Genomic DNA, 22,973 nt, shown 5'->3' on the forward strand with positions numbered 1-22,973 from the left:
TTAATTGAACGAAAAATGACAAAAAATGACGAAAAAAAGTTTATATTAACGACCATAAAAAATACAAACACAGAGGGTTGCCCATTCAGAACGCCTCAATAATATAAAATATATCATATGGTTAGCGTTAACTTGCGGGAAGGACCCTCTTTGCGAATCGGTTATTTTTAACAAGTATGATAACGAGATTCATTTCTCATACCAACCCTACAAAATATAAAGGTTCACAGTTCGCTATCAGTCGGCAACCGGCTTTGTTGAATAATTTAACCGTTTGATTTACATCTTCTTTAGTTAGAATGCATTTACAGAGAATGTATTTTGTTAGAACGACAAATCAAATAGTTAGCACAATAAAAAGCATTCCGAGAGGAAAAATTAGTCGTTGAAATTTTATAATGCTTATATAAATCAGTATCTTAAATTATTCAACAAAGCCTCGGCAACCCAGAAAAAACCTTACCACCAAGGCCATAAGATGAAAGAGCCACATTCTATATCCAACGTTTTTGATGCAGCGTTATTACGCCTTGATATCGTTTTCAGGGATCATGAAGAAGTGTGTATCTCCTTATCTGGAGGAAAAAGCTCAACGGTATTATTACATCTTGCGGCTACGGTTGCTAAATCTCACGGTAAAAAAATCACCGTGTTATTTATTGATCAGGAAGCTCAACATACGCAAACCATTTCGCATATACAACGCTTGAAACAGCTATATTGCGAGGTCATCGAACATTTTTATTGGATTGCGCTACCGCTCACAACTGAAAATAATCAACGCTATCCTTCACGCACCTGGATATCTTGGGAAGATAATGTTGAGTGGTGGAGAATTCCGCCGGCAGACGCCATTACGGATAAAAAGCACTTTCCGTTTTACCATTATGCAATGATGGAGAGCAACTTTACCTCTGCGTTTCTCAATTGGCTCTCCTCTGGAAAAACACTCGCTTTCGTCATGGGAACGCTGTCCAATGAATATGCCAACACCGACAGTCAACCGACACAAACAAGCTATGGCGTAGGCCGCAATAAACGCCTCTCTACATCAGAGACCAGCAGCCAGATTCAAACGCTCTATCCTCTGTTTGATTGGCAATCGCAAGACGTATGGTTATTTAACAGCCTGTCAAAAGCGACTTATAACCCCTTGTATGACCTCATGTATCGCTCAGGTGCACCACGTACCAGCATGAAAATACAAGAACCGTTCGAACAACAAACCGCAGAAATTTTTCGGTGTAAGGCAGACTATGCGCAACCGGCCACGTCTAGTTGTGCTGGACCCTGTGATAACGCCCGAAAACCCGGCGAGAGGACATGGCAAAACCATGCCACATTCCTTTTGAACTCAATGCCGCAGAAAATGGCAGATCAATTCCGCGTCAATATCGCTCAGTACCTGAGTTGGCACCGTTCGCGCGGCTTTCTGACGTGCATACCGGATGAAGAGGCATGCGCTAGCGAGGAGCATGATATCGTGTCGTGGGAAAGGATATGCGCCATGATCCTGAGTAACGATTATCGCAGCCTGGCCCTGACCGCCTCATCCTCACCTTCAGAGGACGCGACGCTTTGCTGTAGCAAAAAGAAATCACGTAGAAGGCGCAGTAATAGCAATGAAGCCATCTTTCTGTGATATCCATTCTCGTCATTCAGGCACCCAATCGCCACGGGGTATGCGCTACGAGTTATAGACGTGCGCCCAGACTTTGATCAATACATACGCAGAAGCGCTCCAACAGGCCACTGCGGATAACAATGCCAATGGCAGCTTCATGGATGCGGTAAAATAGTAGAGTGATATCAGGTAAATCAGATAGGGAATGATCGACCAGATGCCAAAGAGGATGGTGGCTCGCAGCGCTTCTGTACCGCGCTCTGTTCCTACGATGTAGTGAGCAATTAAGGCAAAGGTAGGAAACAGCGGGATCAGCCCCGAAATATAGTAGTGTCTGGTCTTAGCCAAAATACCAATCAGCACAACAATGACAGAGCCAAGAATGGCTTTGATTAACAGAGACATTGCAGATTTACCGTGCGGTGACAAGACCATCAGATGTAACAGAAAAGGAAGAAAAAATACAGAAACAACCGCAGTGTCGCTAAACCGATAGAGACTGTAAAATAATCTGTGTAAATGGCATTTTGAGGAAAACCTTCAAAGGATAACAAAATGCCTATCAGCAACGAACTTATTGACCAACTGCTTCAAGATTGTCACTCCCCTCAGGAGCTTCTGGGTGAATCAGGCCTACTCAAGGTGCTGACGGCTTTGTTGAATAATTTAACCGTTTGATTTACATCTTCTTTAGTTAGAATGCATTTACAGAGAATGTATTTTGTTAGAACGACAAATCAAATAGTTAGCACAATAAAAAGCATTCCGAGAGGAAAAATTAGTCGTTGAAATTTTATAATGCTTATATAAATCAGTATCTTAAATTATTCAACAAAGCCGGTGCTGACTAAAAGACTGGCGGAACGGGTTCTTGAAGCTGAGATGGAGATGCACCTTGGGTATGCTAAGCATGACCCGGCAGGTAATCATTCAGGCAACTCCCGCAATGGCAAGACATCCAAGAGCGTACGTAGCCAAAATGGGGAGATCGAGCTCGATATTCCGCGTGACCGCAACAGTACCTTCGAGCCGACACTGATCGGTAAGAACGAAAAACAGCTTAACGGCTTCGATGACCGCATTATTTCTCTATATTCCAGAGGGTTATCAACTGTAGTGGCATACTGAATTTGGCCACCTAAGTAGAGGTGATATGCTTACCTCATAATTTTTATAGGTGCCAAAATGAGTAAAATAATTACTGCTGAATTTAAATGTGAAACCGCCAAATTAGTCCTTGACCAAAATTATACCTACCAGGAAGCCGCGAAAGCCATTAACGTCAGTCTTTCAGCGATTAGCCGGTGGGTAAGAGCCCTTCGTTTAGAACGTCAAGGGAAAACATCGCCTGGTCTGCCATTAACACCTGAACAAATTGAGTTCAGAGAAATGAAGAAAAAAATCCACCGACTGGAAATGGAGAATGCCATCTTAAAAAAGGCTACTGCGCTCTTAATGTCCGACTCACTGAAAAATTCTCGGTAGTTGAAAAGCTAAGAGCGCTTTATCCAGTGAAAGCGTTGTGTCGTATTTTTAATGTTCACCGAAGCAGTTATCGCTATTGGTGTCGACCTAAGGAGCCAGATATTGAGCGGACGATAAAACGTAGCCTGGTCAGCGAAGCGTGGAACGTTAGTGGCGGGTCTGCGGGCGCAAGGACTATCGCCACGATGGTTACCAATACACACGACGTGAAACTTGGGCGGTGGTTAGCGGGTAAGTTGATGAAAGAATTAACCCTCGTTAGTTGCCAAACAAGAAAACATCAATACAACCGCGGTGGAAATGAACGTATTGATATTACAAATCTGCTCAATAGGCAGTTCGCTGTTACCAAGCCTGACCAGGTTTGGTGCGGCGATGTAACCTATATTTGGACAGGCGACCGATGGGCGTATCTGGCGGTGGTATTAGATTTATTTGCCCGAAAACCCGTGGGTTGGGCAATGTCGTTTTCGCCAGATTCAGAATTAACAGCCAAAGCACGGCTTTGTTGAATAATTTAAGATACTGATTTATATAAGCATTATAAAATTTCAACGACTAATTTTTCCTCTCGGAATGCTTTTTATTGTGCTAACTATTTGATTTGTCGTTCTAACAAAATACATTCTCTGTAAATGCATTCTAACTAAAGAAGATGTAAATCAAACGGTTAAATTATTCAACAAAGCCCCAAAGCACTACAAATGGCTTGGGAACTGCGTGGGCATCCCAAACAAGTCATGTTTCATAGTGACCAAGGAAGCCATTACACCAGTCGTCAGTATAGGCGGGCATTGTGGCGTTATCAGATGACCCAAAGTATGAGTCGCAGAGGAAATTGTTGGGATAATAGTCCGATGGAGCGATTCTTCCGTAGTCTGAAGACTGAATGGGTGCCAACGACTGGCTACCAAAGCTTTAGTACTGCTCAATCATCCATTATTCGCTACATAACCCATTATTATAGCGATGTCAGACCTCACTGGTATAACGGTGGGTTAACACCAAATGAATCAGAACGGCTGTTCCATCAACAGTCAGGTAGGGTGGCCAAATTTAGTTGACCACTACAAAGTGACCAATGCTGTGATGGATGACGTTAAGCGCTGGCAGCAACGGCCGCTGGATGCGCTTTATCCCATTGTTTACCTTGACTGTATTGTTGTCAAAAGCCAGGACGGCGGAGCCGTGGCCAACAAGTCTGTTTATCTGGCCCTCGGCGTCAACGGCCAGGGCGAAAAAGAGCTGCTGGGGCTATGGATAGCCAAAACTGAGGGGGCCAAGTTCTGGTTATCTGTGATGACAGAACTGAAAAATCGTGGGCTAAAGGACATCTTCGTCGCCTGCTGCGATGGCCTGAAAGGCTTTCCTGATGCCATTGAAGCTGTTTACCCGCATACGCGGGTACAGCTCTGCATTGTGCATCAGGTGCGGAACTCGCTGCGCTACGTCGGCTGGAAAGAGCGTAAGGCCGTTGCTGCTGACCTGCGCACCATCTATAGTTCCGCAACGCTAGAGGGCGCGGAAGAGGCCCTGGACGCCTTCGCGGCCAAATGGTATGAGCAGTTCCCGACGATCAGCCCGTCGTGGAGAAATATAGCTAAACGACTTAATTTTGATTACATTATTTAAATGAGCTATTCAGTTGATTTTAGACGTAAAGTGATATCTACACGGAAAAACGAAGGGTTGAGTATCCGAGAAACAGCGAAGCAATTTCGGATTGGCCCTGCCTCTGTATCGCGTTGGATTAATCAAATAGAGTCAAAAGCATCGACCACGCGTCAGCGAAAGATCGATAAATCCGAGTTGATAAAAGATGTTGAACAATATCCAGATGCTTACCAAAAAGAACGTGCAGAGCGTTTTGGCGTTTGTCAGAAGGCCATTTGGCAAGCGCTTAAAAAGCTGGGATTGACCTATAAAAAAAACTCTACGTCATCCGAAAGCCGACGAAAACGCCCGGCAGGGATTTCAACAAAAAAAACAACAGTATGAAAAAGAAGGTAAACCTATTGTTTTTATTGATGAAAGTGGTTTTTCACACGATGCCCCACGGACTCACGGCTATTCCCCAAAAGGTCAACGGTGTTTTGGCCTGAAGCCCCATTCCCAGTCGAAACGCAACAAAACGGTAGGGCATTATGCCGCCTGTAAGTGCGTTAAAAATACCTCATTTGGAGAACGATAACCCAGCGATTTTCTGCCTCGCGTATTGAGCAGGTGTTCGAGTGCTGCAACCTTGCGATGGGTGACATAATTGAAGTCCGTTCCCTTCGGGTAAAAACGCCGTATCAGCCCGTTGGTATGCTCATTCAACCCGCGTTCCCAGGAATGATATGGCCGGGCAAAGTAGACCGGTGCCCCCGTGACTTTTGTAATTTCCCCGTGCTGGGAAAATTCAGAACCGTTGTCAGCAGTCAGGGTTTTAAACTCGCAGAAGGTATTGGCAACGATGTCCCTGAAGGCCGCTACCACTGTCTCTGCTCGCTTGTTGGGCAGTTTGCGAATGATGACCAGCTTGACGGCTTTATCGACCACCGTCAGCAGGAATGATTTCTGATCTTTGCCAAAGATGGTGTCAATCTCGAAATGCCCGGGTTCCTGCTTGAGGTCAGCAACGGCCGGCCGCTGCTCAATGCCAACACGGTTGGGAATAGGACCGCGTTTGTTCTCATCGGTCTGATAGTTATACCGTTTACCCCGATGAGGGAGCTGCTGATACAGCTCACCGCCGGCCCGGCGCTCCTGCTGGATATAGCGATAGAGCGAGTTCTTGCTGACGGACAGGCCAAATTCCAGGACCAGGCGCCCACTGATGACCTCAGGTGAGGTGTGGGTAGACAGCGCCGTTCTGATAAAGTCCTGAATGTGCGGTTCAAGCTGGTTAATCACGCTGTCCGGCCGTGTTTTCTGCCGCCGCCCTCTGGCCAACGTTTCGGCCCTTCTGCAGGAATAGACCCCGTTGAAAGCGGCGTCGGTATTGCGTCTGAGTTCCCTGCTGATGGTAGAACGAGGAAGCTCCAGTTCCCGGGCGATGGTGGCCTGGTTAACCCCATCACCACGCCGCTTTTCGATGTAGAACCGTTCTTTGTGAGTCAGATGTTTTCCCTGCATGCAACGGGATCTCCAGTAGGGCCAGAACGGTGATTTTATCCGACTCTGGCCAGTGGGTCACTTTGTTGCGTTTCGAGTGGGAATGGGGCGTTCGCGAACCATCACGCGAAACGCTTCGCGCGGCGCTTCGGTGGAGATAATCGATTTGGTTTCCCGACTGCGGCCTAAACGCTCGGCGAGGCGCTGCAATGAAGGCTGTTTTTGCAGAAAGTCGCAGAAGTTAATCAGGGTTTGCAGCTCGGTTTTTATCAATTTTCCCGCGCTGAGATCCCATAATCGTCCGGCCGCTGTCTCGTTCTCTGCCAGAACGGCTTCCAGTTTGCCGGTCAGCGTTAGCCGCTGTTGTAATTCATCGAGCAGGATCTCTTTTTCGGCCTCCATCAATTGATGGTGCAAGGAGACCGTTTGCAAAGAGAGGCTCATTTTCCAGCGCTGCAAGAACAAGGCATGGAAGGCGTTGCTAAACCGCTGTCCAAGCGTCGGTTCTGTCTGTGCGATCAGCTTGTTGGCCTGAGAAAGAAAAGGCGAGTCCACCGTTTGCAGCGTATTAACGATACGTGGAATGCGTGACTGAAAGGTCAGATTGTCGACGGTCTGGGTATTTTGATAGCAGGTAAATTCCCGCTCCAGATCGGCGGGTGCCACGGTTGCACGCAGGCGCTGCTTGAGTGACGCTTTCCATTCGGGCAGATCGTGCAGCAGCGCCGCTTTCATTCTCGGGTGCTGTTCAAGAAAGACCGCAAGCTGCGGAGTTGCCAACAGCGCGAGAACCAGGTCGTCCAAGAGCTCGTTTTCGTCAATGGACAACAGCATTTCCAGCGATTCCAACGTCAACATTCGATCAATCCTGTAACGAGAGCTGTATCTGTTCGTCGACCTGTTGCAGGCTGTCTTCTATTTTTGACAGCCAGTCGGCAGGGATGAACAAACACGGCTGATGGTGGTGAAACAGACGTCGCTGCTCGCGCAGTTGTTGACGCAATTTCTCATATTCATCAGTAAGTTCTGTCGGTAGGGTACAGTCTTGTTTTTCAGGTAAAGAAAGAATGGTGGTCTGTAGGCTGATATCGCGCATCGCAAGATGAAGGTGGTCATCAACGTACATGTCGAGGTGCTGGGTAAACCCGATGCCATTGAGTTTTCCCCTGATTTCGCCTTCTCCGCCTTTTTGCAGCCATGACTGCAAGGCGTTTTTTTCTAACACGATATGTGTCACATCAATATTATTCAGTACCAGTGGACGCTGTAACACCACGGTTAGCGTCTCTTTGTTCAGCGCCTCTGGCAGCAGGTAGTGGGCTTTACGGCTGAGGAATGCCCCCTGTTTTTCGACCGTTATCGCCTGCGACTCGCTCTGTTGCTGCTGATATTGCTGTCGTTTCACGTTTAATTGCTGCAAGAGGAACAGCAGAGCCTGTTGCTGATAGGCATGTGCGGTGATGAGTTGCTCGGTGTGCTGTTCCACCAGCGTTTGTGAATCCCTGTCATGCCACAGGCAATCTTTCAGCAAGATGATATCAAGCGGAACAATGCTTTCACGGCCAGAGAATAACGCACAGGCTTGCAGCAGTCGCAGCGCTTTCTTCCAGCGTCGATCGGAAACGTACGGCGCATTGTCAGTGGTATTCAACTGTTGGCGCAGTGCGTAAATCAGTTCAAAGCAGGTATCCGGAAAGGCGATGCGATCGATGGCGCTTTGCCATGCCTGATACTCTTCATCGCTGACGCTCAGCGACAGCGGCACTGGGTTGTCGCGATCGTTGCCGGTATGCGTCAACAATGCGCGGAAGTTTTGTTTTTCCTGCACTTTATCCAGCCACAGGCGAATAAGCATGCGGTCATAGAGTGCTTCTAAGCTGCTGTCTGATTCGGGCAGTTCGTTGGAGGCGGTAACCAGCAGCCGCATGGGAATGGTTTCTTCATGGCTGCCGTTGCGAAAGCGCCGTTCATTGATGGCTGTCAGCAGAGTATTGAGAATGGCCGGGCCCGCTTTCCAGATTTCATCCAGAAAGACGATTTCCGCCTCCGGCAAATAGCCGCCGGTAAGACGCTGATAACGCCCTTCATCTTTCAGCGCCTGAATCGACAGCGGGCCAAACACCTCTTCCGGAGTGGAGAAGCGTGTCATCAGGTATTCGAAAGCACGGGCGCCACGAAACGCGAACTTCAGACGACGCGCGATCATGCTCTTGGCGATGCCCGGCTGCCCCAGCAAAAACACGCTTTCGCCGCTGAGCGCGGCGAGCAGGCACAGGCGAATAGTGTGCTGACGTTCATACAAGCCGTGTTCAAGGGCTTGGCTGAGGCGTGTAATACGATCGGCCAAAGAGGCTGATTGAAGCATAAGAGATCCGTTTTTACTCTGATGGGGCAAAACAGGGCGGCAAGCGATAAAGTCATCAACGATGATGCAATAATATACGGCAGATCACAGATTTTTTTAATCGTATCTGCATCGATTATTGCCATCTTTGGCTATGTTAATCAATAAACCAGTTTATTTCTGGATGTTTCGATACGGCGTGAAGGGATGGGTTTTTGCATGAATATATGCATACTGTGCGCTTTCGGGCTAAGTCTACGAAAAACGCGTTGCTCTGTACGCAGTGAAAACATCGGAAGTCGCAAAGTGAAAACAACAGAAGATAGGCGCTATGAGCTCAGAGCATAAGCAATCGCTTCCTGCCATTACCTTGGCAGCTATTGGCGTGGTGTACGGGGATATCGGCACCAGCCCACTTTATACATTAAGGGAATGTCTTTCCGGACAGTTTGGGTTTGGCGTCGAGCAGCATTCAGTATTTGGTTTTCTCTCGCTGATCTTCTGGCTGCTGGTGCTGGTGGTGTCGCTCAAGTATCTCTCCTATGTGATGCGAGCTGACAACGCCGGAGAAGGGGGGATTTTGACCCTGATGTCACTGGCCGGACGCCACACCAGCGATCGCATGACATCCATCGTGTTGAGCATGGGGCTGATTGGCGGCGGTTTTTTTTATGGGGAAGTGGTGATCACCCCGGCGATGTCGGTGCTTTCCGCCATGGAAGGGATTGAGATTGCTGCCCCCGAGTTAGATAGCTACATCGTGCCGCTGTCGGTGATTGTGCTGACCTTGCTGTTTGCCATTCAGAAACACGGCACCAGCAGCGTGGGTAAGCTGTTTGCGCCGGTGATGCTGATTTGGTTTTTGACGCTGGCGGTGCTGGGCGTGCGCAGTATCATGGACACGCCGCAAGTGCTTCAGGCATTGAACCCGGTTTACGCCGTGCGTTTCTTTATAGAGTACAAGTTTATCTCTTTCTTCGCGCTGGGTGCTGTGGTGCTGGCGATAACTGGGGTGGAGGCGCTCTACGCGGATATGGGGCACTTTGGTAAATTCCCTATTCGCTTGGCGTGGTTTACCGTGGTGTTGCCGTCATTGGTGCTCAACTACTTTGGCCAGGGGGCGTTGCTGCTGCGTAACCCGGAAGCCATCAAAAACCCCTTCTTTTTGCTGGCTCCGGATTGGGCGTTGATTCCGCTGCTGATCCTGGCAACGCTGGCGACTATCATCGCGTCTCAGGCCGTTATCTCCGGCGTCTTCTCGCTGACGCGCCAGGCGGTGCGTTTGGGGTATCTGCCGCCAATGCGTATTGTGCATACGTCAGACATGGAGTCCGGGCAGATTTATATTCCTGCGATAAACTGGCTGCTGTATACCGCGGTGGTGATTGTCATCGTCAGCTTCGAGCATTCTGGCAATCTGGCGGCGGCTTACGGTATTGCGGTGACCGGAACCATGGTGTTGACCAGCATTCTTTCTGCGACCGTGGCGGTAAAAAACTGGCACTGGTACCGCTATTTGGTGTGGCTGCTGCTGGTGGCGATGTTGTTGATTGATATCCCGCTGTTTCTGGCCAACGTGGTCAAGATCCTTTCCGGCGGTTGGTTGCCGCTGGCGCTGGGATTAATCATGTTCACCATTATGACCACCTGGAAAAGCGAGCGTTTCCGGTTGCTGCGCCGTTTGCATGAGCATGGTAATTCACTGGATGCGATGATTGTCTCACTCGAGAAAAACCAGCCGGTGCGTGTGCCGGGTACGGCGGTCTATCTCTCGCGCGCTACGCACGTCATCCCGTTTGCATTACTGCATAATCTCAAGCACAACAAAGTGTTGCATGAAAGGGTAGTGCTGCTGACCATGCGCACCGAGGCGGTTCCCTATGTGCATAACGTGCAGCGCGTTACGGTTGAGCAGCTTTCCCCCACCTTTTGGCGCGTGATTGCCAACTACGGCTGGCGGGAAACGCCCAACGTGGAAGAGGTGTTTCACCGCTGTTGGCAGGAGGGATTAGCTTGCCAAATGATGGAAACGTCGTTTTTCATGTCCAATGAGTCGCTGACCATGGGTAAACGACCCTGGTATCTGCGCGTGCGCGGCAAGGTGTTTATGATGCTGAGTCGTAATGCATTACGCGCGGCCGATCAGTTTGAGATACCGCCGAACCGGCTGATAGAGCTGGGGATTCAGGTAGAAATTTAGTGTATGACGCCCTCGAAACCGAGGGCGTCATTTTGCGGGATTATTTACCGTTCAATTTTAAGATTTCCCCTTCCTTCAGGGCAAACAGCTCATCATCACGGGTGGATACGCGGGCGCTGCCGTCCGGCATGCGATAAGCCCCTTCGGTGAAGCCGGAGCCGTTAAGGAACGGGGCAACGGCCTGCGGTTTGTTCTTCAGCGTGGCTTCGAGTGCCAGCAGTGCGTAAGGGTCGATGCTATCAATGGACGCATATTGATATTTGGCTGAGTTCATAAAGAAGCCGTTGTGCAGATTATTGCTAACAATAAGCGTGTTGCTTAATAGTGAAATAAGGGTGTTTCGGTGATTGAAGTAAATTTTACGCTGTTCTGAGATGGAAATTCCAAAGACCGGCGCTAAGGAGTAAGAAGGTATCATCAATAAAGGGGCTTTGTTGAATAATTTAAGATACTGATTTATATAAGCATTATAAAATTTCAACGACTAATTTTTCCTCTCGGAATGCTTTTTATTGTGCTAACTATTTGATTTGTCGTTCTAACAAAATACATTCTCTGTAAATGCATTCTAACTAAAGAAGATGTAAATCAAACGGTTAATTTATTCAACAAAGCCCAATAAAGGGTCTACGATTCCGTAAAATTTGGGTCATGCAACCGAGGCGCTTGATACCCGCGATGGAGACTGTAAAATAATCTGTGTAAATGGCATTTTGAGGAAAACCTTCAAAGGATAACAAAATGCCTATCAGCAACGAACTTATTGACCAACTGCTTCAAGATTGTCACTCCCCTCAGGATCTGCTGGGTGAATCAGGCCTACTCAAGGTGCTGACTAAAAGACTGGCGGAACGGGTTCTTGAAGCTGAGATGGAGATGCACCTTGGGTATGCTAAGCATGACCCGGCTGGTAATCATTCAGGCAACTCACGCAATGGCAAGACATCCAAGAGCGTACGTAGCCAAAATGGGGAGATCGAGCTCGATATTCCGCGCGACCGCAACAGTACCTTCGAGCCGACACTGATCGGTAAGCACGAAAAACAGCTTAACGGCTTCGATGACCGCATTATTTCTCTCTATTCCAGAGGGTTATCAACCCGTGATATTCAGGCACACTTTAAAGAAGTCTACGGGGTCGATGTTTCCGCTGGCTTCATTTCTCAAGTGACCAATGCTGTGATGGATGAAGTTAAGCGCTGGCAGCAACGGCCGCTGGATGCGCTTTATCCCATTGTTTACCTTGACTGTATTGTTGTCAAAAGCCAGGACGGCGGAGCCGTGGCCAACAAGTCTGTTTATCTGGCCCTCGGCGTCAACGGCCAGGGCGAAAAAGAGCTGCTGGGGCTATGGATAGCCAAAACTGAGGGGGCCAAGTTCTGGTTATCTGTGATGACAGAACTGAAAAATCGTGGGCTAAAGGACATCTTCGTCGCCTGCTGCGATGGCCTGAAAGGCTTTCCTGATGCCATTGAAGCTGTTTACCCGCATACGCGGGTACAGCTCTGCATTGTGCATCAGGTGCGGAACTCGCTGCGCTACGTCGGCTGGAAAGAGCGTAAGGCCGTTGCTGCTGACCTGCGCACCATCTATAGTTCCGCAACGCTAGAGGGCGCTGAAGAGGCCCTGGATGCCTTCGCGGCCAAATGGGATGAACAGTTCCCGACGATCAGCCCGTCGTGGAGAAATAATTGGGAACGTCTCATCGTCATTTTTGACTTTCCGCCGGAGATCCGCAAGGTTATCTACACCACCAACGCGATAGAGTCGTTAAATGCTTCATTGCGCAAGATAACGAAAACGCGACGAATATTTCCAACGGATGACTCGGTGATAAAATTACTCTATCTAGCCTTGCATAATATCTCTGCTAAATGGACCTTGCCAATCAGAGACTGGAAACCTGCTATGAGCCAATTCATGTTGATGTATGGAGAACGAATCTCCGGTTAAGCAATGGAGCCATTTACACAAAATTCTTTACAGACTCCCGCGATGGCGTGTTCAACTGTAATACGGATGCCCGAGATTATTTTATTTTCTTGTTTTTGTTCAGGCGATAAAGGTCTTTTTCGAGTTCCTTTTTTTGGGATTTGTGTATTAGGATGCTGTTTATCTATACCTTGAAAACCGGTATCTGCCCAGATGGTTACCTCAGGAGGAATATGGCGAATTATATCGACTTTATCGAGTAAGCGTTTATCGTGACGGCGCCCATTTTTGCTCATGGGGATAAATCCAATTTGCCTTGTTTCGTCAGTCATAATAAGCCCTTTTCGAGTGGTCTGTCTTTTCTTTCCCGAATACATTTTTTTTCGCCGACGCAGATTCTTAGGCTTTTGGACAGGTCGCTCTGTCCCATCAATAAAGACGTCTTTAACTCCAGGAAAGGCGCGAAAAAATTCCTCAGCAGAGCTAATTTGACGAGCGGGCAAAACACATTCTCGCCCCAAGGTCATCTCTAAAACCGGCAATAATATTTTTACCCAGCGACATACCCGTGTTCTATCTAAACCAAAAAGAAGTGCTTGCAAATCATAGGTCGGATAACATTTTAAATACAATAAAATAAAAAGCAGTTTATCTAATGGGGTTGGGATAAATCCTTTCTGCCCTGCACCCATCTGCCGCTCGTGATCTTTTCGATTCTTTTTCCGATAAATCAAATAACAAGCTGAAAATTCAGCGGCTAAATTTTTCAATTCTTCGACTGATAATCCAATGATTGCTTTACATAAACGATTATCTCGTAACAACCGCTCTTTGTTGATCATTTCAAACCTTTATTCTCTAAGTTAAACCTCTTTTTATTCTCAATAGCCTGACAAAAAATGCAAGTCTCTATTCAGCAACTAGTTTATTGACAGCATCTTTGGCAAAGATCAGAAATCATTCCTGCTGACGGTGGTCGATAAAGCCGTCAAGCTGGTCATCATTCGCAAACTGCCCAACAAGCGAGCAGAGACAGTGGTAGCGGCCTTCAGGGACATCGTTGCCAATACCTTCTGCGAGTTTAAAACCGGCTTTGTTGAATAATTTAACCGTTTGATTTACATCTTCTTTAGTTAGAATGCATTTACAGAGAATGTATTTTGTTAGAACGACAAATCAAATAGTTAGCACAATAAAAAGCATTCCGAGAGGAAAAATTAGTCGTTGAAATTTTATAATGCTTATATAAATCAGTATCTTAAATTATTCAACAAAGCCTTTAAAACCCTGACTGCTGACAACGGTTCTGAATTTTCCCAGCACGGGGAAATTACAAAAGTCACGGGGGCACCGGTCTACTTTGCCCGGCCATATCATTCCTGGGAACGCGGGTTGAATGAGCATACCAACGGGCTGATACGGCGTTTTTACCCGAAGGGAACGGACTTCAATTATGTCACCCATCGCAAGGTTGCAGCACTCGAACACCTGCTCAATACGCGAGGCCGAAAATCGCTGGGTTATCGTTCTCCAAATGAGGTATTTTTAACGCACTTACAGGCGGCATAATGCCCTACCGTTTTGTTGCGTTTCGACTGGGAATGGGGCCGCGCGACCGCAACAGTACCTTCGAGCCGACACTGATCGGTAAGCACGAAAAGCAGCTTAAGGGCTTCGATGACCGCATTATTTCTCTCTATTCCAGAGGGCTATCAACCCGTGATATTCAGGCTCACTTTAAAGAAGTCTACTGGGTCGATGTTTCCGCTGGCTTCATTTCTCAAGTGACCAATGCCGTGATGGATGACGTTAAGCGCTGGCAGCAACGGCCGCTGGATGCGTTTTATCCCATTGTTTACCTTGACTGTATTGTGGTCAAAAGCCAGGACGGCGGAGCCGTGACCAACAAGTCTGTTTACTTGGCTCTAGGCATCAACGGCCAGGGCGAAAAAGAGCTGCTGGGGCTATGGATAGCCAAAACCGAGGGGGCCAAGTTCTGGTTATCTGTAATGACAGAACTGAAAAATCGTGGGCTACAGGACATCTTCATCGCCTGCTTCAATGGCATCAGGTGCGGAACTCGCTGCGCTACGTCGGCTGGAAAGAGCGTAAAGCCGTTGCTGCTGACCTCCGTACTATCTATAGTTCCGCAACGCTAGAGGGGCTTTGTTGAATAATTTAACCGTTTGATTTACATCTTCTTTAGTTAGAATGCATTTACAGAGAATGTATTTTGTTAGAACGACAAATCAAATAGTTAGCACAATAAAAAGCATTCCGAGAGGAAAAATTAGTCGTTGAAATTTTATAATGCTTATATAAATCAGTATCTTAAATTATTCAACAAAGCCCGCTAGAGGGCGCTGAAGAGGCCCTGGATGCCTTCGCGGACAAATGGGATGAGCAGTTCCCGACGATCAGCCCATCGTGGAGAAATAATTGGGAACGTCTCATCGTCATTTTTGATTTTCCGCCGGAGATCCGCAAGGTTATCTACACCACCAACGCGATAGAGTCGTTAAATGCTTCATTGCGCAAGATAACGAAAACGCGACGAATATTTCCAACGAGTCTGTAAAGAATTTTGTGTAAATGGCTCCATTGCTTAACCGGAGATTCGTTCTCCATACATCAACATGAATTGGCTCATAGCAGGTTTCCAGTCTCTGATTGGCAAGGTCCATTTAGCAGAGATATTATGCAAGGCTAGATAGAGTAATTTTATCACCGAGTCATCCGTTGGAAATATTCGTCGCGTTTTCGTTATCTTGCGCAATGAAGCATTTAACGACTCTATCGCGTTGGTGGTGTAGATAACCTTGCGGATCTCCGGCGGAAAGTCAAAAATGACGATGAGACGTTCCCAATTATTTCTCCACGACGGGCTGATCGTCGGGAACTGTTCATCCCATTTGGCCGCGAAGGCATCCAGGGCCTCTTCAGCGCCCTCTAGCGTTGCGGAACTATAGATGGTGCGCAGGTCAGCAGCAACGGCCTTACGCTCTTTCCAGCCGACGTAGCGCAGCGAGTTCCGCACCTGATGCACAATGCAGAGCTGTACCCGCGTATGCGGGTAAACAGCTTCAATGGCATCAGGAAAGCCTTTCAGGCCATCGCAGCAGGCGACGAAGATGTCCTTTAGCCCACGATTTTTCAGTTCTGTCATCACAGATAACCAGAACTTGGCCCCCTCAGTTTTGGCTATCCATAGCCCCAGCAGCTCTTTTTCGCCCTGGCCGTTGACGCCGAGGGCCAGATAAACAGACTTGTTGGCCACGGCTCCGCCGTCCTGGCTTTTGACAACAATACAGTCAAGGTAAACAATGGGATAAAGCGCATCCAGCGGCCGTTGCTGCCAGCGCTTAACTTCATCCATCACAGCATTGGTCACTTGAGAAATGAAGCCAGCGGAAACATCGACCCCGTAGACTTCTTTAAAGTGTGCCTGAATATCACGGGTTGATAACCCTCTGGAATAGAGAGAAATAATGCGGTCATCGAAGCCGTTAAGCTGTTTTTCGTGCTTACCGATCAGTGTCGGCTCGAAGGTACTGTTGCGGTCGCGCGGAATATCGAGCTCGATCTCCCCATTTTGGCTACGTACGCTCTTGGATGTCTTGCCATTGCGTGAGTTGCCTGAATGATTACCAGCCGGGTCATGCTTAGCATACCCAAGGTGCATCTCCATCTCAGCTTCAAGAACCCGTTCCGCCAGTCTTTTAGTCAGCACCTTGAGTAGGCCTGATTCACCCAGCAGATCCTGAGGGGAGTGACAATCTTGAAGCAGTTGGTCAATAAGTTCGTTGCTGATAGGCATTTTGTTATCCTTTGAAGGTTTTCCTCAAAATGCCATTTACACAGATTATTTTACAGTCTCTTTCCAACGGATGACTCGGTGCTAAAATTATTCTATCTAGCCTTGCATAATATCTCGGCTAAATGGACCCTACCAATCAGAGACTTGAAACCGGCTATGAGCCAATTCATGTTGATGTATGGAGATCGGATTTCCGGTTAAGCGATGGAGCCATTTACACGAAATTCTTTACAGACTCCAGGGTGCCGTTATTGTTTAAATTGTGAGCTTTAGGAAGTGATGTGAATCATACGAAAAAAGAAACGATGTTTTAATAAATGTATCATCTGGTTTCATTGTTTGTTTTTCATTTGTGATAGCGATCAATCTTCCTAAACCCTGGTCAACGGCTATTTTCTAACCCAATGTTTTTCTTATCTCTCTTTTTTGTGATAGCGAAACGTTTCGATGACGATCACAATTCTGCAAACTCTTTTTTGCTTTATCAGGACTTCTTCTTAAACTTTACTACAAGCGAAACGTTTCGCTGTCGTTATCAAAACGAGTGAAATAATGAAAAAAGGCGCATTACTCAATTCCGAAGTCTCGAGCGTGATTGCCCGACTTGGGCACACAGACCAAGTGGTGGTGTGTGATGCAGGGTTACCCATTCCTGCCACCACCGCCCGTGTCGATCTGGCGTTAACACACAATGTGCCTACCTTTATACAGGTGCTGAGTGTGATTACGCAGGAGATGCAGGTGGAAGCGGCGATTGTTGCTCAAGAGATTATCGAGAAGAACCCAGTGCTCCATGACGCTATACGTGAGCATTTGCAAAAACTTGAACAACACCAGGGAAACACCATTGCGTTGCACTATGTCAGTCATGAGGCATTCAAGACGCAAAGCGGGCAGAGCAGGGCCGTTTTTCGCAGCGGTGAATGCTCGCCCTATGCCAATATTATTTTGTGTGCTGGCGTAACCTTCTGAGGCCGAGATGGAACCTTTATTACAGTTGCAGGGGATAGTAAAAACCTTTCCCGGTGTAAAAGCGCTGTCCGGTGCTGCCCTGAATGTCTATCCCGGCAAGGTGATGGCGCTGGTGGGGGAGAATGGTGCCGGTAAATCGACCCTGATGAAGGTGCTCACCGGTATTTACCGCAAAGATGCCGGTCATGTTCGCTTTCTCGGGCAAGAGGTTGCCTTTAACGGGCCAAAATCATCACAGCACGCGGGTATCGGTATTATTCATCAGGAACTTAACCTGATTCCTCAACTGACGATTGCTGAAAATATTTTCCTTGGCCGTGAGTTTACCGGAGCCTTGGGGCGCATTGATTGGCAAAAGATGTACGCCGAAGCCGACAAGTTGTTGAAAAAGCTCAACCTGCGCTACAATAGCCGCCGACTGGTCGGCGAGTTGTCCATTGGTGACCAGCAAATGGTCGAGATTGCCAAGGTGCTGAGTTTTGAATCCAAAGTGATCATCATGGATGAACCCACCGATGCACTGACGGATACCGAAACCGCTTCCTTATTTACCATGATTAAAGAACTGACCGCACAGGGCTGCGGTATCGTCTATATCTCCCACCGCCTGAAAGAGATCTTTGAGATTTGTGATGACGTGACCGTGCTGCGCGACGGTCAGTTTATCGGTGAGCGCCCGGTCAACCAACTGCATGAAGAGCAGCTCATTGAAATGATGGTAGGGCGCAAGCTGGAAGAGCAGTACCCAAGGTTGAATACCGTGCCGGGCGATATTCGCTTGAGCGTTACAGACCTGACGGGGCCGGGCGTTAAAGGCGTCAGCTTTACGCTGCGGCAGGGGGAAATTCTCGGTGTTTCCGGCTTGATGTGCGCAGGTCGTACAGAACTGATGAAGATCCTGTATGGCGCACTTCCTCGTACGCACGGAGACGTGGCGCTGGATGGCCGTGAGGTGGTGACGCGCAGTCCGCAGGATGGGTTGGCAAACGGCATCGTTTATATCTCCGAAGATCGCAAACGTGATGGTCTGGTGTTGGGGATGTCCGTCAAAGAGAACATGTCGCTGACGGCGTTGCGTTATTTCAGCCGTGATTTTGGCGCACTCAAACATGAAGACGAACGCACCGCGGTCAGTGATTTTATCCGTTTATTCAATATTAAAACTCCCTCAATGGCACAGCCCATTGGCCTGTTGTCCGGCGGAAATCAGCAGAAGGTTGCGATTGCCCGCGGTCTGATGACGCGGCCGAAAGTGCTGATTCTTGATGAACCTACGCGCGGCGTCGATGTGGGGGCCAAGAAGGAGATCTACCAGTTAATCAACCAGTTCAAAGAAGAAGGCCTCAGCATCATTTTGGTGTCATCGGAAATGCCGGAAGTGTTGGGTATGAGCGATCGCATTTTGGTGATGCATGAAGGCCGCTTGAGCGGTGAATTTTCCATTGAGCAGGCCACTCAGGAAGTGCTGATGGCGGCGGCGGTTGGCAAGCAATATAGCGTAAAGCAGGAGTAAGTCAGACATGAGTTCCGAATCTATCACGGCAAAGCGCTGGTTCAGTAAAGAGTGGCTGTTGGAGCAAAAGTCGCTGATTGCCCTGCTGATCCTGATCGCATTGGTCTCGTCCATGAGCCCTAACTTTTTCACGGTCAATAACCTGTTCAATATCCTGCAACAGACATCGGTGAACGCCATTATGGCGGTAGGAATGACGCTGGTGATTCTGATATCGGGTATCGATTTATCGGTTGGATCTCTACTGGCGCTGACCGGCGCGGTGGCGGCATCGATTGTTGGCCTGGAAGTGAATGCGCTTCTGGCGGTGTTTGGCGCGTTGGCGCTCGGTGCGGCCATCGGGGCAGGTACTGGCGTGATTGTGGCGAAAGGCAAAGTGCAGGCGTTTATCGCCACGCTGGTGATGATGTTGCTGCTGCGCGGCGTCACCATGGTGTACACCAACGGCAGCCCAATCAACACCGGTTTTTCTGACGTCGCTGATACCTTTGGCTGGTTTGGTATTGGTCGCCCTCTGGGGATTCCTACACCAATCTGGTTGATGGTTATCGTTTTTATCGCGGCCTGGTACATGCTGCACCACACGCGGCTTGGGCGTTATATCTATGCGCTGGGCGGCAATGAAGCGGCGACGCGCTTGTCGGGCATCAGCGTCGATAAAGTCAAAATTATCGTCTACGGCTTGTGTGGGTTGTTGTCTGCACTGGCTGGGATTATCGAAGTCGCGCGTTTGTCATCGGCACAGCCGACGGCGGGCACGGGGTATGAACTGGATGCGATTGCGGCAGTAGTGCTGGGCGGAACCAGTTTGGCGGGCGGTAAAGGGCGCATTGTCGGCACGCTTATCGGCGCGCTGATTCTTGGGTTCCTCAACAATGGACTGAATCTGTTAGGTGTTTCTTCTTACTACCAAATGATCGTGAAGGCAGCCGTTATTTTGCTGGCGGTTTTGGTAGATAACAAAAGCAGTAAATAACCTTCATTCTCACGCATAGGAATTGGATTATGAATATGAAAAAACTGGCTACGCTGGTTTCTGCTGTTGCATTAAGTGCTACGGTGAGCGCCAATGCGCTGGCTAAAGAGTCGATAGCATTAGTGGTTTCAACCCTGAATAACCCGTTCTTCGTGTCACTGAAAGACGGCGCGCAAAAAGAAGCGGATAAATTGGGCTACGACCTGGTGGTGTTAGATTCGCAAAACAACCCGGCAAAAGAGCTCTCCAACGTTCAGGATCTGACCGTGCGCGGTACCAAACTGCTACTCATCAACCCGACAGACTCTGATGCCGTAGGTAACGCGGTGAAACTGGCGAATCAGGCCAACATTCCGGTGATTACGCTGGATCGCGTGGCGGGCAGCGGCGCGGTGGTAAGCCACGTGGCGTCTGACAATGCGTTTGGTGGCAAAGTTGCCGGCGATTTCATCGCGAAAAAATTGGGTGAAGGTGCAAAGGTGATTCAGTTGGAAGGTATCGCTGGAACCTCTGCCGCCCGTGAACGCGGCGCTGGCTTTATGAAATCCGCTGAGAAGAACAAATTTGTCATGCTGGCCAGTCAGCCCGCCGATTTCGATCGTACCAAAGGGCTGAACGTGATGCAGAACCTGCTCACCGCACACCCTGATGTAAAAGCCGTGTTCGCACAAAACGATGAAATGGCACTGGGTGCGCTGCGTGCTCTGCAAACGGCGGGTAAAACTGATGTCATGGTGGTCGGTTTTGATGGCACGCAGGATGGCGTAAAAGCCGTAGAGGGCGGGAAACTGGCTGCCACTGTTGCACAACGTCCTGAAAAAATAGGTGAAATTGGCGTACAAACCGCTGACAAGGTCATCAAGGGTGAAAAGGTACAGGCGATTATCCCGGTTGATCTGAAACTGGTTGCCAAAGAATAACGAATAACAACGACAAGCAGCGCAGCCGAAATAAGGCGGCGCTTTTAATCACTTTTGGGGCGATTTTATGAAAACGGGCAAACTCGTGGTGTTGGGCAGTATTAATGCCGACCATATCCTCAATCTGACACACTTCCCTCAACCGGGCGAAACGGTGATCGGTAAGCAATACCAGGTCGCTTTTGGTGGTAAAGGGGCTAATCAGGCGGTTGCTGCCGGGCGCAGTGGTGCCGATATCGCCTTTATTGCTGGCGTGGGTGAGGATGATATTGGCGCACGCATTCGCGAGCAGTTGTCTCGTGACCAGATAGATGTTTCTGCCGTTGAAACCGTTGCCGATGAAACCACGGGCGTTGCGCTGATTTTTGTCAATGGCGACGCTGAGAATATGATTGGTATTAACGCGGGTGCCAATGCGGCGATCACTCCCGATGTTCTGGCTCGTCACCGCCAAAAAATCATTGATGCTTCTGCCTTATTAATGCAGCTTGAGTCTCCGCTGGAGACGGTTATTGCCGCTGCGCAGTTGGCGCATCAGCACCAAACGCGTGTAATTTTAAACCCGGCTCCCGCCTGTGACTTGCCGGATGAGCTGCTGGCGCTGGTGGATATGATCACGCCGAATGAAACGGAAGCGCAGCGTCTGACCGGTGTCACTGTGCAGAATGAGCAAGATGCAGCACGGGCTGCGCAACTATTGCATAATAAAGGCATTACTACCGTGCTGATTACATTGGGTAGCCGCGGCGTCTGGCTGAGTGAAAACGGTCAGGGTCAGCGCATTCCCGGTTTCCAGGTTCAGGCCGTAGATACGATTGCGGCGGGAGATACCTTTAATGGTGCGCTGGTAACGGCTCTTTTGGAACATCAACCGATGCAAACCGCCGTGAAGTTTGCTCATGCTGCCGCTGCCATTGCGGTAAGGCGCGCTGGTGCTCAATCTTCCGTGCCGTGGCGCAATGAGATCGATGCATTTTTACACTCTCAGGGGTGACTTGTGGCCACAATGAAGGATGTTGCTCGTCTGGCGGGCGTGTCGACGTCAACCGTTTCACATGTAATTAATAACAATCGCTTTGTTAGCGACACGGTGCGTGAACGGGTATTGGCGACCGTTGATGCGCTCAATTACGCACCGTCTGCGCTGGCGCGCAGTTTGAAGATCAATCAGACGCAAACTATTGGTATGTTGCTAACGGCCAGTAGTAACCCGTTTTATGCTGAAGTGGTGCGTGGCGTTGAGCGTAGCTGCTACGAGCGCGGCTATAGCCTGATCCTGTGCAATACCGAAGGTGACCATAATCGGCTGGATCGCAGTCTGGAAACCTTGATGCAAAAGCGGGTTGATGGCTTGCTCCTGATGTGTACCGAGAACCACCGCCCCTCTCCGGAAACCATCAGCCGTTACCCGTCAATTCCACTGGTGATGATGGACTGGTCGCCGTTTGAAGGCGTCAGTGATGTTATCAAGGACAATTCTCTGCTTGGCGGCGATATTGCAACCCGCCATCTGATCGACAGCGGATACCGTAACATCGCTTGTATCGCTGGCCCACAGGATAAAACAACGGCCTATAACCGACTGTTAGGCTATCGGCAGGCGATGCAGCGTGCCGGTTTGCCCGTTCCTGATGATTACGTGGTGTTAGGGGATTTCGAGTTTGAAACCGGGTACCAGGCGATGCGTAAACTGCTGTCGCTGGCGAAAAGGCCGGAGGCGGTGTTCTGTAGTAATGATGCAATGGCCGTTGGGGTTTATCACGCGCTCTATCAGGCGGGGTTATCTATTCCAAGGGATATGGCCGTGGTGGGTTATGACGATATAGAACTGGCGCGCTATATGTCTCCGCCGTTAACAACCATTCATCAACCAAAAGATGAATTGGGGGAACTGGCGGTGGATACGCTGTTATACCGTTTGGAACATCCTGAAACCGAGCCAACGGTACTGGTATTAACGCCCGAGTTGGTGCCGCGTGAATCGGTTGCTCACCGGTAAATAGGATTTACGACGCAGTAAAATGGGGTGTTTAGGATGAAATAGCGTCATCTATGCTGGTTTGCTATGCGATTCGCCGAAAAAACACCCACTCA

General features: G+C 48.8%; 20 protein-coding genes and 8 pseudogenes. 20 read left to right on the forward strand and 8 right to left on the reverse strand.

Translation table 11 applies throughout. The features are described from left to right. The first annotated feature begins 385 nt into the window (after window positions 1-385). Entirely contained in the window at window positions 386-1,642 is a 1,257-nt protein-coding gene (locus ACQGXV_RS12940) for a phosphoadenosine phosphosulfate reductase domain-containing protein (RefSeq protein ID WP_440866594.1), read from the forward strand. Window positions 1,643-1,687: 45 nt separating this feature from the next. Here ACQGXV_RS12940 and ACQGXV_RS12945 read toward each other — a convergent pair whose 3' ends face one another. Beyond that, on the reverse strand, window positions 1,688-2,029 hold the full coding sequence (locus ACQGXV_RS12945) for a GlpM family protein (RefSeq protein WP_440867408.1): 342 nt from the start codon (window positions 2,027-2,029) through the stop codon (window positions 1,688-1,690). Window positions 2,030-2,179: 150 nt separating this feature from the next. Here ACQGXV_RS12945 and ACQGXV_RS12950 point away from each other — a divergent pair, with 150 nt between their 5' ends. The 6 genes and pseudogenes from ACQGXV_RS12950 to ACQGXV_RS12975 all read left to right on the forward strand — a co-directional run bounded on the left by ACQGXV_RS12950 (window position 2,180) and on the right by ACQGXV_RS12975 (window position 5,107). Continuing rightward, complete coding sequence (locus ACQGXV_RS12950; protein WP_440866595.1) at window positions 2,180-2,302, forward strand: hypothetical protein; 123 nt, start codon at window positions 2,180-2,182, stop codon at window positions 2,300-2,302. A 165-nt stretch (window positions 2,303-2,467) separates the two neighbouring features. After that, window positions 2,468-2,737 (forward strand): annotated as a pseudogene (locus tag ACQGXV_RS12955) (transposase); the annotation flags it as partial. A gap of 72 nt (window positions 2,738-2,809) precedes the next feature. Then, a pseudogene (locus ACQGXV_RS12960) lies at window positions 2,810-3,609 on the forward strand (IS3 family transposase); the annotation flags it as partial. 204 nt (window positions 3,610-3,813) lie between these two features. Next, window positions 3,814-4,173: an integrase core domain-containing protein gene (locus ACQGXV_RS12965; RefSeq protein WP_440866596.1), complete on the forward strand. Its 360-nt coding sequence runs from the start codon at window positions 3,814-3,816 to the stop codon at window positions 4,171-4,173. Window positions 4,174-4,180: 7 nt separating this feature from the next. Then, window positions 4,181-4,723: pseudogene (locus ACQGXV_RS12970) on the forward strand (IS256 family transposase); the annotation flags it as partial. Window positions 4,724-4,741: 18 nt separating this feature from the next. Beyond that, on the forward strand, window positions 4,742-5,107 hold the full coding sequence (locus ACQGXV_RS12975) for an IS630 transposase-related protein (RefSeq protein WP_440864215.1): 366 nt from the start codon (window positions 4,742-4,744) through the stop codon (window positions 5,105-5,107). Window positions 5,108-5,251: 144 nt separating this feature from the next. Here ACQGXV_RS12975 and ACQGXV_RS12980 read toward each other — a convergent pair whose 3' ends face one another. The 3 genes and pseudogenes from ACQGXV_RS12980 to ravA form a co-directional block, all read right to left on the reverse strand. Further along, window positions 5,252-6,226, reverse strand: a complete 975-nt coding sequence (locus tag ACQGXV_RS12980) for an IS30 family transposase (RefSeq protein ID WP_440862690.1) — start codon at window positions 6,224-6,226, stop codon at window positions 5,252-5,254. 90 nt (window positions 6,227-6,316) lie between these two features. Next, window positions 6,317-7,063, reverse strand: a pseudogene (locus ACQGXV_RS12985) (ATPase RavA stimulator ViaA); the annotation flags it as partial. A gap of 4 nt (window positions 7,064-7,067) precedes the next feature. Further along, a complete protein-coding gene (gene ravA / locus ACQGXV_RS12990; protein ID WP_440866597.1) occupies window positions 7,068-8,570 on the reverse strand; it encodes an ATPase RavA in 1,503 nt (500 codons plus the stop codon). A gap of 310 nt (window positions 8,571-8,880) precedes the next feature. Between ravA and kup the strand changes: the two genes are divergently transcribed. Beyond that, window positions 8,881-10,749 (forward strand): low affinity potassium transporter Kup, encoded by a 1,869-nt coding sequence (kup, locus tag ACQGXV_RS12995; protein ID WP_440866598.1) that lies wholly within the window; start codon window positions 8,881-8,883, stop codon window positions 10,747-10,749. 40 nt (window positions 10,750-10,789) lie between these two features. Here the strand turns inward: kup and ACQGXV_RS13000 are convergent. Further along, a pseudogene (locus ACQGXV_RS13000) lies at window positions 10,790-11,056 on the reverse strand (pectate lyase); the annotation flags it as partial. Window positions 11,057-11,354: 298 nt separating this feature from the next. Next, a complete protein-coding gene (locus ACQGXV_RS13005) occupies window positions 11,355-11,504 on the reverse strand; it encodes a hypothetical protein (protein WP_440866599.1) in 150 nt (49 codons plus the stop codon). On the opposite strand from ACQGXV_RS13005, the gene ACQGXV_RS13010 reads away from it, so the two are divergent. After that, window positions 11,491-12,702, forward strand: coding sequence for an IS256 family transposase (locus ACQGXV_RS13010; protein ID WP_440862551.1), 1,212 nt, complete (start codon window positions 11,491-11,493; stop codon window positions 12,700-12,702). The two genes, ACQGXV_RS13005 and ACQGXV_RS13010, sit on opposite strands and share 14 nt — an antisense overlap. Here ACQGXV_RS13010 and ACQGXV_RS13015 read toward each other — a convergent pair. Beyond that, window positions 12,699-13,523, reverse strand: coding sequence for a transposase family protein (locus ACQGXV_RS13015; protein WP_440866600.1), 825 nt, complete (start codon window positions 13,521-13,523; stop codon window positions 12,699-12,701). The two genes, ACQGXV_RS13010 and ACQGXV_RS13015, sit on opposite strands and share 4 nt — an antisense overlap. Window positions 13,524-13,653: 130 nt before the next feature. Here ACQGXV_RS13015 and ACQGXV_RS13020 point away from each other — a divergent pair, with 130 nt between their 5' ends. From ACQGXV_RS13020 to ACQGXV_RS13035, 4 genes and pseudogenes are all read left to right on the forward strand, one after another. Further along, entirely contained in the window at window positions 13,654-13,785 is a 132-nt protein-coding gene (locus tag ACQGXV_RS13020) for a hypothetical protein (RefSeq protein WP_440866601.1), read from the forward strand. 120 nt (window positions 13,786-13,905) lie between these two features. Further along, window positions 13,906-14,250, forward strand: coding sequence for an IS30 family transposase (locus ACQGXV_RS13025; protein WP_440866602.1), 345 nt, complete (start codon window positions 13,906-13,908; stop codon window positions 14,248-14,250). Between the two features lie 38 nt (window positions 14,251-14,288). Further along, a pseudogene (locus ACQGXV_RS13030) lies at window positions 14,289-14,842 on the forward strand (IS256 family transposase); the annotation flags it as partial. Between the two features lie 192 nt (window positions 14,843-15,034). Further along, window positions 15,035-15,250 (forward strand): annotated as a pseudogene (locus ACQGXV_RS13035) (transposase); the annotation flags it as partial. A 36-nt stretch (window positions 15,251-15,286) separates the two neighbouring features. Here the strand turns inward: ACQGXV_RS13035 and ACQGXV_RS13040 are convergent. Then, window positions 15,287-16,498, reverse strand: a complete 1,212-nt coding sequence (locus tag ACQGXV_RS13040; protein ID WP_440862551.1) for an IS256 family transposase — start codon at window positions 16,496-16,498, stop codon at window positions 15,287-15,289. Window positions 16,499-16,558: 60 nt separating this feature from the next. On the opposite strand from ACQGXV_RS13040, the pseudogene ACQGXV_RS13045 reads away from it, so the two are divergent. The 7 genes and pseudogenes from ACQGXV_RS13045 to rbsR all read left to right on the forward strand — a co-directional run. After that, window positions 16,559-16,699: pseudogene (locus ACQGXV_RS13045) on the forward strand (IS256 family transposase); the annotation flags it as partial. A 351-nt stretch (window positions 16,700-17,050) separates the two neighbouring features. Beyond that, the gene (gene rbsD / locus ACQGXV_RS13050; protein ID WP_440866603.1) at window positions 17,051-17,470 is read left to right on the forward strand and encodes a D-ribose pyranase; all 420 of its coding nucleotides are present in this window, start codon (window positions 17,051-17,053) and stop codon (window positions 17,468-17,470) included. Between the two features lie 7 nt (window positions 17,471-17,477). Next, a complete protein-coding gene (gene rbsA, locus ACQGXV_RS13055; RefSeq protein WP_440866604.1) occupies window positions 17,478-18,983 on the forward strand; it encodes a ribose ABC transporter ATP-binding protein RbsA in 1,506 nt (501 codons plus the stop codon). A 7-nt stretch (window positions 18,984-18,990) separates the two neighbouring features. Then, window positions 18,991-19,959 (forward strand): ribose ABC transporter permease, encoded by a 969-nt coding sequence (gene rbsC, locus ACQGXV_RS13060; protein ID WP_440866605.1) that lies wholly within the window; start codon window positions 18,991-18,993, stop codon window positions 19,957-19,959. 29 nt (window positions 19,960-19,988) lie between these two features. Further along, window positions 19,989-20,879: a ribose ABC transporter substrate-binding protein RbsB gene (gene rbsB, locus ACQGXV_RS13065; protein ID WP_440866606.1), complete on the forward strand. Its 891-nt coding sequence runs from the start codon at window positions 19,989-19,991 to the stop codon at window positions 20,877-20,879. Between the two features lie 67 nt (window positions 20,880-20,946). After that, window positions 20,947-21,873, forward strand: a complete 927-nt coding sequence (gene rbsK / locus ACQGXV_RS13070) for a ribokinase (RefSeq protein WP_440866607.1) — start codon at window positions 20,947-20,949, stop codon at window positions 21,871-21,873. Between the two features lie 3 nt (window positions 21,874-21,876). Further along, window positions 21,877-22,878: a ribose operon transcriptional repressor RbsR gene (gene rbsR, locus ACQGXV_RS13075; protein WP_440866608.1), complete on the forward strand. Its 1,002-nt coding sequence runs from the start codon at window positions 21,877-21,879 to the stop codon at window positions 22,876-22,878. Window positions 22,879-22,973: the final 95 nt, after the last annotated feature.

This window comes from Symbiopectobacterium purcellii, assembly GCF_052050035.1.
Classification (GTDB): Bacteria; Pseudomonadota; Gammaproteobacteria; order Enterobacterales; family Enterobacteriaceae; genus Symbiopectobacterium; species Symbiopectobacterium purcellii_A.

Excerpts from the sequence above, each read along its gene's own strand:
- ACQGXV_RS13010 (WP_440862551.1), top strand. The coding sequence starts at position 11,491 with ATGCCTATCAGCAACGAACTTATTGACCAACTGCTTCAAGATTGTCAC.
- ACQGXV_RS12950 (WP_440866595.1), top strand. The coding sequence starts at position 2,180 with ATGCCTATCAGCAACGAACTTATTGACCAACTGCTTCAAGATTGTCAC.
- rbsC (WP_440866605.1), top strand. The coding sequence starts at position 18,991 with ATGAGTTCCGAATCTATCACGGCAAAGCGCTGGTTCAGTAAAGAGTGG.
- ACQGXV_RS13040 (WP_440862551.1), bottom strand. The coding sequence starts at position 16,498 with ATGCCTATCAGCAACGAACTTATTGACCAACTGCTTCAAGATTGTCAC.
- kup (WP_440866598.1), top strand. The coding sequence starts at position 8,881 with ATGAGCTCAGAGCATAAGCAATCGCTTCCTGCCATTACCTTGGCAGCT.
- ACQGXV_RS12980 (WP_440862690.1), bottom strand. The coding sequence starts at position 6,226 with ATGCAGGGAAAACATCTGACTCACAAAGAACGGTTCTACATCGAAAAG.
- rbsA (WP_440866604.1), top strand. The coding sequence starts at position 17,478 with ATGGAACCTTTATTACAGTTGCAGGGGATAGTAAAAACCTTTCCCGGT.
- rbsB (WP_440866606.1), top strand. The coding sequence starts at position 19,989 with ATGAATATGAAAAAACTGGCTACGCTGGTTTCTGCTGTTGCATTAAGT.
- ACQGXV_RS12965 (WP_440866596.1), top strand. The coding sequence starts at position 3,814 with ATGGCTTGGGAACTGCGTGGGCATCCCAAACAAGTCATGTTTCATAGT.
- rbsD (WP_440866603.1), top strand. The coding sequence starts at position 17,051 with ATGAAAAAAGGCGCATTACTCAATTCCGAAGTCTCGAGCGTGATTGCC.
- ACQGXV_RS13015 (WP_440866600.1), bottom strand. The coding sequence starts at position 13,523 with ATGATCAACAAAGAGCGGTTGTTACGAGATAATCGTTTATGTAAAGCA.
- ACQGXV_RS12975 (WP_440864215.1), top strand. The coding sequence starts at position 4,742 with ATGAGCTATTCAGTTGATTTTAGACGTAAAGTGATATCTACACGGAAA.
- ACQGXV_RS12945 (WP_440867408.1), bottom strand. The coding sequence starts at position 2,029 with ATGTCTCTGTTAATCAAAGCCATTCTTGGCTCTGTCATTGTTGTGCTG.
- ravA (WP_440866597.1), bottom strand. The coding sequence starts at position 8,570 with ATGCTTCAATCAGCCTCTTTGGCCGATCGTATTACACGCCTCAGCCAA.
- rbsK (WP_440866607.1), top strand. The coding sequence starts at position 20,947 with ATGAAAACGGGCAAACTCGTGGTGTTGGGCAGTATTAATGCCGACCAT.